At 34.6% G+C, this 12,775-nt stretch carries 9 protein-coding genes; all 9 read right to left on the bottom strand.

Going from position 1 to position 12,775, the window contains the following annotated elements; all coding sequences use genetic code 11:
* Positions 1-14: 14 nt before the first annotated feature.
* Complete coding sequence (gene hisH, locus H599_RS0107825; protein WP_026713625.1) at positions 15-608, bottom strand: imidazole glycerol phosphate synthase subunit HisH; 594 nt, start codon at positions 606-608, stop codon at positions 15-17.
* 73 nt (positions 609-681) lie between these two features.
* Positions 682-1,818, bottom strand: a complete 1,137-nt coding sequence (gene hisB / locus H599_RS0107820) for a bifunctional histidinol-phosphatase/imidazoleglycerol-phosphate dehydratase HisB (RefSeq protein WP_026713624.1) — start codon at positions 1,816-1,818, stop codon at positions 682-684.
* Between the two features lie 112 nt (positions 1,819-1,930).
* Positions 1,931-2,977 (bottom strand): histidinol-phosphate transaminase, encoded by a 1,047-nt coding sequence (gene hisC / locus H599_RS0107815; protein WP_026713623.1) that lies wholly within the window; start codon positions 2,975-2,977, stop codon positions 1,931-1,933.
* 96 nt (positions 2,978-3,073) lie between these two features.
* The gene (gene hisD / locus H599_RS0107810; RefSeq protein ID WP_026713622.1) at positions 3,074-4,357 is read right to left on the bottom strand and encodes a histidinol dehydrogenase; all 1,284 of its coding nucleotides are present in this window, start codon (positions 4,355-4,357) and stop codon (positions 3,074-3,076) included.
* A gap of 97 nt (positions 4,358-4,454) precedes the next feature.
* Positions 4,455-5,312, bottom strand: coding sequence for an ATP phosphoribosyltransferase (gene hisG / locus H599_RS0107805; protein ID WP_026713621.1), 858 nt, complete (start codon positions 5,310-5,312; stop codon positions 4,455-4,457).
* 255 nt (positions 5,313-5,567) lie between these two features.
* Positions 5,568-6,065 (bottom strand): hypothetical protein, encoded by a 498-nt coding sequence (locus H599_RS0107800; RefSeq protein ID WP_026713620.1) that lies wholly within the window; start codon positions 6,063-6,065, stop codon positions 5,568-5,570.
* Positions 6,066-6,145: 80 nt separating this feature from the next.
* Complete coding sequence (locus tag H599_RS0107795; RefSeq protein WP_026713619.1) at positions 6,146-7,267, bottom strand: VIT1/CCC1 transporter family protein; 1,122 nt, start codon at positions 7,265-7,267, stop codon at positions 6,146-6,148.
* A gap of 14 nt (positions 7,268-7,281) precedes the next feature.
* On the bottom strand, positions 7,282-8,400 hold the full coding sequence (locus H599_RS0107790; RefSeq protein ID WP_026713618.1) for an efflux RND transporter periplasmic adaptor subunit: 1,119 nt from the start codon (positions 8,398-8,400) through the stop codon (positions 7,282-7,284).
* A gap of 10 nt (positions 8,401-8,410) precedes the next feature.
* A complete protein-coding gene (locus tag H599_RS0107785; protein WP_026713617.1) occupies positions 8,411-12,739 on the bottom strand; it encodes a CusA/CzcA family heavy metal efflux RND transporter in 4,329 nt (1,442 codons plus the stop codon).
* Positions 12,740-12,775 lie beyond the last annotated feature (36 nt).

The raw sequence follows: 12,775 nt of genomic DNA, 5'->3' as shown, positions 1-12,775 counted from the left end.
ATTTTTTAAAATTGTTATTGAAATTTTAAAGTTTCAAGAAAATTTCCTAAAATTTTCTCTCCTACATCACCACTTTTTTCCGGGTGGAATTGTGTTCCAAAGAAATTTTCATTTTCCAAAGCTGATGAATAAGGAACTTCATAATCAGTTGTGGCGATGGTTTCATTGCATAGCGGCGCATAAAAACTGTGCACTAAATACATGTATTCTTTTTCCGCTACATCCTTAAACAAATCCGATTTCAAATCATAAATCGTATTCCATCCCATTTGTGGCACTTTTACCTTAGGAGAAAATTTGATTACATCCACATCAAAAATTCCTAAACCTTTGGTATCGCCTTCTTCGGTATAATTACACATTAATTGCATTCCCAGACAAATTCCCAAAACCGGCTGTTTCAAAGTTGGAATCAAAGTGTCTAATCCACTTTCTTTAAGCATTTTCATGGCGTAACTCGCCTCTCCTACTCCTGGAAAAATTACTTTGTCTGCTGCTTTTATTTCGTCAGGATTATTACTCAAAATCGCTTTATAACCTAATCTTTCAATGGCAAAAATAATGCTTTGAATGTTTCCTGCTCCGTAATTGATAATTACTATTTTCATTATTCTAAGTTAGAAGTTAGAAGTTAGAAGTCAGAAGTGTTAAAACTTCCCTTTTCCAGCTTCCAGCTTTATTTTACAACATTCCTTTTGTTGAAGGTAAAATCATTTTTTCGGTATCACGTTTTACGGCTACTTTTATGGCTTTAGCAAAAGCTTTAAAAATAGCCTCAATTTTGTGATGTTCGTTATCGCCTTCGGCTTTGATGTTGATATTGGCTTTCGCTCCGTCAGAGAACGATTTGAAAAAGTGGAAAAACATCTCCGTCGGCATTTTACCTACCATTTCACGTTTGAATTCGGTTTCCCAAATCAACCAGTTTCTGCCTCCAAAATCGATGGCTACCTGTGCTAAACAATCGTCCATTGGCAAACAGAAACCGTAACGTTCAATACCTAATTTATTCCCTAAAGCTTTAGCATAAACTTCTCCTAAAGCAATGGCAGTATCTTCAATCGTATGATGTTCATCAACTTCCAAATCACCTTTAACTTTGATTTCCAGGTCCATTTGTCCGTGACGCGAAATTTGGTCTAACATATGGTCAAAAAAAGCAATTCCCGTATCGATGTTGCTCTTTCCGGTTCCGTCCAGATTTAATTTAATATAGATATCGGTTTCGTGTGTTTTTCTTGTGATGGAAGCGGTACGGGCTTCTAATTTTAAAAACTCATAGATTTTTTTCCAATCCATAGTTTGCAAAGCAATAACCGCATCCAGTTCTTCTCTTTTAGCGCTTATTTCAGAACTTCCTGCTCCGTCGCTAGTGTTTAAAAAGATGGCTTTTGCACCAAGATTTTTAGCCAGTTCCACATCAGTTAAGCGATCACCTAATACAAAAGAATTAGCCAAATCGTAATTTGGATTATCGATGTATTTAGTCAACATTCCTGTACGAGGCTTGCGTGTAGGTGCATTATCCTCCGGAAAAGAACGGTCGATAAAAATATCGTCAAACAAAACGCCTTCGTTTTGAAAAGCCTTTAAGATAAAATCCTGTGTAGGCCAAAAAGTATCTTCCGGAAAAGAATCTGTTCCCAAACCATCCTGATTAGTTACCATTGCCAATTCATAATCCAATTCGTTAGCAATTTTAGCCAAATATTGAAAAGCTTTTGGAAAAAACTCTAATTTCTCCAAACTGTCTAATTGATATCCTTCCGGTTCTAAAACAATCGTTCCGTCACGATCGATAAAAAGTACTTTTTTCATTTTATTTATTTTTAAACACAAATTTCACAGATTTTCACAAATTATAAATCGCTGAAATTTTGTTTCTTTTGAATTTTATTTAAAAATTAGTTCTAATTCGTGAAATTAGTTTTTAAATTGACTGTAAAGCCTCCATCAATTTTTTATTCTCTTCAGCTGTTCCAATGGTCAAACGCAATGTGTTTTCACAAAGTGGCTGCGTGGTTCTGTTGCGAATCACAATTCCTTTGGCAATTAATTCATCGTAACGTTTATTGGCATCATCTACTTTGATAAGGATGAAATTAGCTTCTGTTGGATAGATTTTCTCAACAAAAGAAACATGATTTAAAACATCCAGTAAAGTATCTCTTTCTGTTAATATTGAGCTAATTTCTCTATTGATTTTCTCCTGATCGTTTAATCTTTCCAAAGCCCTTTGTTGGGTCAATTCGTTAACGTTATAAGGAGGTTTGATTTTGTTTAAAACAGCAATTACTTCAGTTGAAGCATAGCAAATTCCTAATCTAATTCCTGCCAAACCATACGCTTTTGAAAGGGTTTGAGTAATAATCAAATTTGGATATTGATCTAATTTTTCAAGCCAGCTTGCCTTATCCGAAAAGTCAATGTATGCCTCGTCGATTACTACAAAACCATTGAAATTTTCTAATATAGTAGTAACGCTTTCGGTAGAAAATGAATTTCCGGTTGGATTATTTGGCGAACATAAAAAGATCAATTTGGTTGTAGGCGTAATCGCTGCTAAAATTTGATCCACTTGTGGCTGAAAATCAACTGTTAATAAAATCTCCTTGTTTTCAACGTTATTAATGTTAGCCAAAACGTCGTACATCCCGTAAGTAGGCGGTAATGTAATGACATTGTCCACTTTTGGCTCACAAAAAGCTCTGAATAATAAATCCAAAACTTCATCACTTCCGTTTCCTAAAAGAATTTGTTGCGGTTTTAGGTTTTTGATTTCGCCCAAAGCTACTTTTACATTAGCCTGTTGCGGATCCGGATAACGGTTTACTCCATTTTGATACGGATTTTCATTGGCATCCAAAAAAACCATTTCGGCAGTATCAAAATCTTCAAACTCATCACGCGCCGAAGAATAAGGTTTTAAAACCTTTACATTATCACGGATAAGCGTATTTATATCAAAATTTTTCATGTTTCTTTATTTTTCAGAAAAAAGAAAAAAGATGCAAGAGAAAAGACTTTTTATTTAGTCCTAAAATTCTCGTTTCTTGCTTCTTGTCTCTTTCTTCTATTCTAAACTTTTCAATCTCAAAGTCACGGCATTTTTATGCGCTTGCAATCCTTCGGCTTCTGCCATAATTTCAATAGCTTTTCCAATGTTTTGGATTCCTTTTTCGGAAATTTTTTGGAAAGTCATTGATTTCATAAAACTATCCAAGTTTACCCCGGAATAATTTTTAGCATAACCATTGGTTGGCAACGTATGATTGGTTCCCGAAGCATAATCTCCGGCACTTTCAGGTGTATAATTACCGATAAAAACAGAACCGGCATTTTCTATATTATCCACATAAAAATCATTGTTAGCCGTACAAACAATAAAGTGTTCCGGACCGTATTCATTGATTAAATTCAAAGCAATTTCATCATTTTCAACAAAAATCAATTTTGAATTAGCAATGGCTTTTTCGGCAATAGCTTTTCTTGGTAAAACTTCTAATTGGGATTGGATTTCGTTTTCTACGGCATCCATCATAGATTTTGAAGTAGAAACTAAAATCACCTGACTGTCTGTTCCGTGTTCTGCCTGAGATAATAAATCAGAAGCTACAAAAGCCGGAACTGCCGTATCATCGGCAACAACTAATAACTCGGATGGTCCGGCAGGCATATCAATAGCCACGCCAAATTGTGTTGCTAACTGTTTAGCCACCGTTACATATTGATTTCCGGGACCAAATATTTTATAAACTTTAGGAATTGAATTTGTTCCAAAAGTCATTCCGGCAATCGCCTGAATTCCTCCTGCTTTGATAATTTTGGTTACACCACATAAATTGGCCGCATATAAAATCGCAGGATTGATGTTTCCTTGTTTGTCCGGAGGCGAGCATAAAACAATTTCTTTGCATCCCGCAATTTTAGCAGGAACAGCCAACATTAAAACTGTAGAAAACAACGGAGCCGTTCCTCCGGGAATGTACAAACCTACTTTTTGAATTGGTCTTTTTTCCTGCCAGCATTGCACGCCTTCAACCGTTTCTACCGAAACACGAGTGGTTTGTTGTACTTTATGAAAAGTTTCAACATTGGCTTTAGCCAAAGCAATAGCGTCTTTTAAATCTGCTGGTAAACTAGTAATTGCAGCCTCAATTTCAGCAGTAGTAACTTCGATATTTTCAAAAGAAACGCCGTCAAATTGCGTCGTATATTTGGCTACAGCCAAATCTCCGTCTTTTTGAATCGCTGCAAAAATTTCTTTTACAGTTCCTTCAATATCGTTAACCGTTTTGGTGGGTCTTTCTAAAATGGAAGCCCAAGAATCGGCTGTTGGATTATATATTTTGTTCATCACTTATTATTTGAAATAAATTCCAATTTTTTAAAATTCCAAATTCTAATCTTTAGGAAATTTGGAATTTGGGATTTCAGTATTGGAATTTAAAATTTTAAAGTACCATTTTCTCGATTGGGCAAACCAAAATTCCTTCGGCGCCGGCTTCTTTTAACTGATCGATAACTTCCCAGAAAGTATCTTTGTCAATTACTGTGTGCACACTACTCCAGCCTTCCTGAGCCAATGGCATCACGGTTGCACTTCGTAAAACCGGAAGAATATTACTAACAGCTTCGATTTTATTGTTAGGTACATTCATCAAAATATATTTTGATTTTCGGGCTCTTAAAACTGCGTCAATTCGGAATTTTAAGGTGTCAATTATTTTTTGAGTTTCCGGACTTACTTTTGGTGAAACAGCCAAAACAGCCTCACTTTTCAAAATCACTTCAACTTCTTTCAGGTTGTTTTTAAACAAGGTACTTCCGCTGGAAACGATGTCCACAATAGCATCGGCAAGTCCAATATTTGGAGCAATTTCTACGGAACCGGAAATTTGATGAATATCTACCGACATTCCGTATTTGTTAAAATACTCAATTACCGTATTGGGATAAGACGTAGCAATTCGTAAACCGTCTAAATCTTTTACCGAATTGTATTCAAAATTTTTAGGAACAGCAACGGAAACTTTACATTTAGAAAAACCTAATTTTTGAATTACTTCAATATTTTTTCCTTTTTCAACCAATAAATTGTCTCCTACAATAGCAATATCTACTACTCCGTCAATTAGATACTGAGGAATGTCAGAGTTTCTCAGGTATAAAACTTCTAAAGGAAAATTAGAAGCTTCTGCTTTTAACTGATCAATACCATTGTTGATAGAAATTCCGGCATCTTTCAAAATTTGGATACTGTCTTCGTTTAATCTGCCTGATTTTTGAATTGCAATTTTTAACGTACTCATTGTTTTACTTTTTTATGTTTTGTTGAATGTGTTTGAGTACAAAGGACTTAACACACAATGAAAAACCCGTTTGATGTACTCAAACGGGTTTATTAATATGATGACTTACACGCATACCATTAACATATCGCCTGAGAGCAATAATAAGAATGATGATGATGTAATTGATTTGATAACATGTTTTTTTTATTTTGTGCTGCAAATATAAGCGATTAAATAGTTACAACCAAATTTTTAATTTAACTAATATGACATTTAATCTTTATCAAAAATAGTAGAAGAAGCTTCGGTATTAATTTTGGTAGAAATCATATCATTACGAATTTCGGTATGACGAATTTCTCCTCCCGTAGTTCCTACTTTTACCGAAACAATTACGGTTACAATTGCAATAACAAGAATGCTATAAGCAAAGAAAAGTGCTTTGGAATGATGCATAATATTGCTAATAAGCCCTATAACTGAAGCACATCCTAATAAATACATCAAAACGGCAAATTTCTCTGCTGTTTCTTCATGATTATGAATAATTTTATGTCCGATTTCAGGTAAATCTTCAACCATTTTTTCGGCACCTTCTCCGGTAACCATACTAAAAACAGTAAAAGTAGTTGCTATGATAAACAAAAGAAAGGCCGTATTTTTAATCGAAGTACTTTTGAAATACAAACCACCTAATAAAACCAAAAATCCAAAAATAGTTCCTATAATTGGAAAGTGATTGACCAACAAATGAAGATGAGCGTCATTCATGTATAATAAATTTTTAGTTAGCACTATTGAGATAAAAATATAAAAAAAAATGCTTGTCCTGACAAGATTCTACAAGGAAATTATCCCGCCAAAGAAACGCCAATAAAAGAACCAATTCCGTAAGTTACAGCAGCGGCAGCCAACCCAAACAAAACCTGTCTGAATCCTGAAAACCAAATGCTTTTAGCTGTTAGTAAAGTGATGGCTGCTCCTATTCCAAACAAACCAATTACACAACTTCCTAAACTTAGAAAAACAGCCTGATTACCATTCAAAAAAATAAAAGGATACAACGGAATAATAGCTCCAATGGAAAACAAAATAAAAGAAGCTATTGCAGCTTCCCAGGCAGAACCTCCCAACTCTTCTTTGTTAATTCCTAATTCTTCTGTAATAATGGCATCCATCGCCGTGTCTTGATTTTTAAAAGCTTTTTCTGCTAATTTTTGCGCTTCTTCCTGATTCATTCCTTTGGCCTGATACAACAAAACCAGTTCTTTTTTTTCGTCTTCCGGTGATTCTTCCATTTCTTCCATTTCTAAATCAATTTGATGTTGATTTAATTCTCTGGAACTTTGTACCGATAACCATTCTCCTAAAGCCATCGAAATGGCTCCTGCTAATAATCCTGCAATTCCGGTCAGCAAAATAGTGTCGTTAGAAACTGCTGCTCCGGCAACACCCATCACCAGACTCATATTGGAAACTAAGCCATCGTTTGCTCCTAAAACAGCTGCCCGCAAAGCATTTCCGCCCACCGATTTATGCCGGCTTTCAAATTTGGATAACAAAACTCCGGAAACATTTAGCGCTTCATTTTCACTAACCGCTTCAATAATATTTAGATGATTGTGTTCAAAACCCGAAGTTTTTATGCCTTTGGCTTTTTTATCTCTTATAGCAATTTCAGCAAATTCTCTTTCGGTGTCAGACAAGCTGCTAATGATACTGTTATAGCCCAAATATTTTCCGGCTTTTAATTGAATTTTGGCTCTGGAGGAAGCCGGTGGCATTTGGTAATCTGCATCCAAAGCGTTCACTTTTTGAAGAATTTGTCTGGCGTGTCCTTTTTCAATATCAGCTAAACCATTTAAAACTTTACTCAAATTAGCATCATTTTGTATAGCGGCTATATTTTCATAAAGAAAAGCGGTATCAACTTCCGTTTGTAACTGTGCTTTTAGTTTTTTTAAATTATTCATAACTTTAAAAAAAATTAATTCACAACATCATAGACTCCTTTCGTTAGTATTTTTGATTGCGCATCAATTTGTTTCTCTGGAATTATTTCTACATAATCCTGAGATGTTGATCCAATACTAACCGCAACTTTTTTAAAAGTATAGATACCATTTTGATGTTTATTGATTAAAAGTACGAAATTTTTGTTTTCTTCAGTAAGCAAAGCTTCTCTAGGAATGGCCAAAGCTTTTTTAGAATCGACAATAATACTGGCTTCTACAAACATTCCGGTTAGTAACTGCTGCTTTATTTTGTCGTCTAAATGTGCGTGAATATTAATAGTTCGGTCGTTTCCTTCTATCGATTTTCCAACCAAATGAACATTAGCATGGAAAACTTCTTTAGAAGCTTCCGGAACTGTAAATAAAATATCCTGCTCTTTTTTTATTTTTAAAATGTCTTTTTCAAAAATAGCCAATTCTAAATGCAAATGATTCGTTTGAATAATTTCCAAAATCACATCCGAAGGATTAATATGCATGCCTAAATGGGCATTCATCACCACAATATCACCCGAAATTGGAGCGTAAATAGTAACAACAGAAGTTAATTTTCCCTGTTCCGCTTTTACAGGATTGATGTTTAAAAGTTTTAGTTTTTCTTTCAGACTCTGATACATTCCTTTGGCTCTTTGAAAATCACTTTCGGCTTTGAGGTAATTTTTTTGCGAAGTAATTTTTTCATCAAATAAAGTTTTCTGACGAAGGTATTCGGATTTTAAATAATTTATTTGCGAAGCCACTTCCAAATATTCTTTTTGAATATCCAAAAACGCAGTATTCTCCAGTGTTAATAAAGGCTGACCTTTAACAACTTTATCTCCCACTAAAAGTTGAGTTGATTTTACATAACCACCAATAAAAGAAGTAATTTGAGAACGATTTTGTGGCGGAACATCAACTTTTCCGGAAGCTTTCACGGTTTCATCAAAATTTTGTTCAGAAGGATTTCCAATAGCCATTCCGACGGATTGAAACTGGGTATCAGTTACCAAAATCAAATCTGAATCCACAACAGCATTTTCTTCGGTTTTATGCTCTTTACAAGAAGTAAAAACAGCGGATAAGATAAATATGGCGAGTAATTTTTTCATTATAATGTCATTAAAAATTTAAAAATTGATAATTTAATTGTGTTTGATTAAAGTGAAGAACATTTTCTAGATATTCGATTTCAATCACAGTTGCATTTTCCAGACTCTGGATGTATTGAAAAAAATCAATTTCTCCGTGTTTGTAACTCATGTTAGCTACTTTCAGGATTTCGTCAGCCAGTTTTTTTCCTTGCTGATTGTAGTAATTAATTGCTTCCTGATATTTAAATAATTCATTCTTTTTGCTTTCCAGAAAACTATTGATTTTCTCATTTTCATTCTGCTGCTGTGCTTCCCAACTTTCCAATTCTAATTGGGCAACTTTAACTTTGGATACATTTCCTAAAAATAAAATTGGCACAGCAATCCCCACTTGAAAACCGTTTAAAGATTGCGATAATCCTTTGTTTGTTCCTCGAAAATATTCCAGGTGCAAATCAGGTAGCCAACTTTGTTTTTGCAAACTAATTTGCTTTTTGTAATTATCTGTAACAGATTGTAAATAATTATTATAAATGATTTTAGCTGATTCTTCCGTTGAAATCGTTATTGGTTCTATTTGTGTTGAATTAATATGCTTTTTTTCATCAGATTGCAGACTGCTTTGAAGCAAATCGTATTGTGCATTTTTCTCATTTCTTAGTTGAGAAAGTTTCAACGCAATCTGTCTTGCTTTGGATTGTGCCGTAATTTTTTCCAAATAATTGGTTTCCCCCAATTCAAAACGGCGGTTGCTGGCTTTTGAAAAATTTTGGTACAAACTATCCAGTTTTTTATATAAAACTTCCTGATGTTGTAAATACACTATTTGATAATACAACTTGGAAATCTCAAAAATCAGCTTGTTTTTTTCTAATTCAAAAACGGCTTTTTGATGTTCAAATTCTGCTACATTCAATTTCTTTTGAGCACTGTAAACTGTGGGGAACAAGAAACTTTGCTGCGCACCAAAAACTTTCAGAGGTTTATTATTGAATGCCAGATTATTTTGATCATAATTGTAATAAATAACGGTTTTATCAAAAGTATAAGCACTGTTGATATTGTCTTTCATTTTTTCAACCTGAAGCTGAGAAGCCCTTAAAGCTTTGTTGTTTTGGATCCCAATTTCAATCAGCTGATTCAATTCTTCAGTTGCATTTTGAGAAAAAACAAAAGACGAACTGAATAAAAAAATCAATAAAATCAACAGATTATTTTGTTTGAATTTTGGTTTTTTAAATTCTTTACCGTCAAAAATTTTAAACAAAACAGGTAAAACAATCATGGTTAAAATAGTTGCGGTAAACAAACCTCCGATAACTACTGTAGCTAATGGTCTTTGCACTTCGGCACCGGCAGATGAAGAAATTGCCATGGGCAAAAATCCTAAAGCAGCGGCGGCAGCTGTTAACAATACAGGACGAAGCCTGTCGGTAGTTCCTTTTAAAATTAATTCGTCCTTATTAGTCATGCCCTGATGTTTAAGTTCTTTAAAATGTTCGATTAAAACAATTCCGTTAAGCACTGCTATTCCAAAAAGCGCAATAAATCCAACTCCCGCCGAAATACTGAAAGGCAAATCCCGAATCCATAAAAACAATATCCCTCCAACAGCAGAAAGTGGAATTGCCGAATACACCATCAGGGCTTCTTTGACAGAACCAAACGCAAAATAGAGCAGAATAAATATTAAAAATAATGCCAGCGGAACGGCTATTAACAAACGATTTTTAGCCGATTGAAGATTTTCAAACTGACCGCCGTATTTCACATAATAACCCGTTGGCAGTTTAATTTTAGTATTTACAATCTTTTGAATATCGGTTACTACACTTTGTAAATCACGATTTCTGACATTAATACCAATCACAATTCGACGATGCGTATTATCTCTGGAAATTTTAGCAGGACCTTCGCTGTATTCAATTTGAGCCAATTCCTGCATCGGTATTTGTTCTCCCGAAGGTGTTGTAACATAGAGATTTTTCAAATCTTCTATGTCATGACGGTTATTTTGATTCAGACGGATAACCAAATCAAATCGTTTTTCACCTTCAAAAACATTTCCAACAGTTTTTCCGGCAAAACCCAGCGCTATCAATTCGTTTAAATCGGCGATGTTCAAACCATAACGCGCTACTTTCGAGCGATCATATTGAACGCTCATTTGTGGTAAACCTTCGGTTTTTTCGATAATAACATCTGATGCTCCTTCGACATGCACAATAGCTTTTTGAATTTCATTGGCTTTTTGAGCCAAAACATCTAAATTTTCTCCAAAAACTTTCACCGCCACATCCGAACGTGTTCCCGAAATCAATTCGTTAAAACGCATTTCAATTGGCTGGGTAAATTCAATTTCCATGTTTGGAATTTGCGCTTCAATGGCTTCTTTCATTTTATCGGCCAGTTCGTCTTTAGTTGAAGCCGAAACCCAGTCAGATTTCGATTTTAATTTCACAATCACATCACTTTCTTCCATACTCATTGGGTCGGTAGGAACTTCGGCAGCACCAATACGACTGACAACCTGTTTTACTTCGGGAAATTTTCGAAGTATTTTTTCAATTTTGGTCGTGGTTTCAATAGTTTTACTCAAAGAAGTTCCTGTTTTTAAAACCGGTTGAATTACAAAATCACCTTCGTCTAATGTAGGAATGAATTCGCCTCCCATCGTTGTAAATAAAACAATTGCCAATGCTAATAAACCAACAGAACCATACAAAACTTTTTTGGTATTCACCAAAGCCCATTTGATTATAGGTAAATAAAATGCATTTAATTTAACTATGAGCTTATTGGAAACCGATTTTGGATTTTCTTCTTTTGGTTTTAAAAACAAAGAAGAAACCACCGGAACATAAGAAAAACAGAACAGCATTGCTCCTATTAAAGCAAAACTAAATGTCATTGCCATAGGCTTGAACATTTTTCCTTCAATCCCGGAAAGCGAAAGAATCGGAATAAAAACAATTAAAATAATCAATTGTCCAAAAACAGCCGAATTCATCATTTTAGAAGCGCTTTTATAAGTAATCTGATCAATTTCTAATTGGCGGTCTTCTTCTGGAATTTGCGCTAAATGTTTTGATTTATGGGCTATTTGAAAAGCTATAAATTCCACAATAATTACAGCTCCGTCAATAATAATTCCAAAATCGATAGCGCCTAAACTCATCAAATTAGCATCAATTCCAAAAACATTCATCAACGAAATAGCAAATAACAGACATAACGGAATAACTGAAGCAACTACGAGTCCGGAACGCCAGTTTCCTAACAATAAAACTACCACGAAAACTACAATTAAGCAGCCTAAAATCAGATTTTCGGCAACAGTAAATGTAGTTTTGGAAACTAATTCACTTCGCTCCAAAAAACCATTAATATAAACACCTTCCGGCAACGTTTTTTGAATTTCGGTAATACGTTCTTTTACATCCTGAATTACCTGTTTGGAGTTGGCATCTTTCAGCATCATCACCTGTCCCAACACCTTCTCTCCTTCTCCGTTTCCGGTTATCGCTCCAAAACGATTAGCATAACCAAAACGAACATCAGCCACATTTTTAATATAAACCGGAAGTCCGTTGTTGTTTTTTACTACAATATTTCTAATATCCTTAAGTGTTTTTACTTTTCCTTCTGCACGGATAAAATAACTTTGATTGACTTTTTCGATATAAGCACCTCCGGCAATTCCGTTATTGTTTTCCAATGCTTTAAAAACTTCCGAAACGGTGATATTCATTGCCTTTAAGCGCGCCGGAGAAACCGCCACTTCATATTGTTTTAAATATCCGCCCCAGGTATTAATTTCAACTACTCCTTTGATTCCGGAAAGTTGGCGTTTTACCACCCAATCCTGAAGCGTTCTCAAATCGGTAATAGAATAATTGTTTTTAAATTCGGGTTTTACTTCCAGCGTGTATTGGTAAATTTCACCAAGTCCGGTTGTAATTGGCCCCATTTCAGGAGCTCCAAAACCTTCAGGAATTTTCTCTGCCGCCGATTTTATTTTTTCGGCAATTAATTGTCGTGGTAAATACGTCCCTAAATTATCCTCAAAAACGATGGTAACTACCGAAAGTCCAAATTTAGAAACCGAACGAATTTCTTTAACACCCGGCAAATTAGACATTTCAATTTCAACCGGATACGTAATAAATTGTTCAATATCCTGCGTAGAAAGGTTTCGGGAAGTAGTAATTACCTGCACCTGATTATTAGTTACATCAGGAACGGCTCCGATGGAAATTTGGAATACCGAATAAATTCCAAAACCAAAAATCCCCAATGTAAATAATAAAACAATGAGTTTGTTTTTTAAACTAAAAGCTATAATTTTTTCTAACATTTATATTCTTTTAAAGTTCAAAAGTATAATACAAAG

The sequence above is a fragment of the Flavobacterium daejeonense DSM 17708 genome (assembly GCF_000425425.1).
GTDB lineage: Bacteria > Bacteroidota > Bacteroidia > Flavobacteriales > Flavobacteriaceae > Flavobacterium > Flavobacterium daejeonense.
The sequence above is the reverse complement of the archived record's forward strand: the minus strand, read 5'-3'. Positions and strand labels throughout refer to the sequence as shown.

Bases quoted from the DNA above. Each gene is read 5' to 3' on its own strand.
- hisD (WP_026713622.1), bottom strand. From the start codon at position 4,357: ATGAACAAAATATATAATCCAACAGCCGATTCTTGGGCTTCCATTTTA.
- hisG (WP_026713621.1), bottom strand. From the start codon at position 5,312: ATGAGTACGTTAAAAATTGCAATTCAAAAATCAGGCAGATTAAACGAA.
- H599_RS0107790 (WP_026713618.1), bottom strand. From the start codon at position 8,400: ATGAAAAAATTACTCGCCATATTTATCTTATCCGCTGTTTTTACTTCT.
- H599_RS0107795 (WP_026713619.1), bottom strand. From the start codon at position 7,267: ATGAATAATTTAAAAAAACTAAAAGCACAGTTACAAACGGAAGTTGAT.
- hisH (WP_026713625.1), bottom strand. From the start codon at position 608: ATGAAAATAGTAATTATCAATTACGGAGCAGGAAACATTCAAAGCATT.
- hisC (WP_026713623.1), bottom strand. From the start codon at position 2,977: ATGAAAAATTTTGATATAAATACGCTTATCCGTGATAATGTAAAGGTT.
- hisB (WP_026713624.1), bottom strand. From the start codon at position 1,818: ATGAAAAAAGTACTTTTTATCGATCGTGACGGAACGATTGTTTTAGAA.
- H599_RS0107785 (WP_026713617.1), bottom strand. From the start codon at position 12,739: ATGTTAGAAAAAATTATAGCTTTTAGTTTAAAAAACAAACTCATTGTT.
- H599_RS0107800 (WP_026713620.1), bottom strand. From the start codon at position 6,065: ATGAATGACGCTCATCTTCATTTGTTGGTCAATCACTTTCCAATTATA.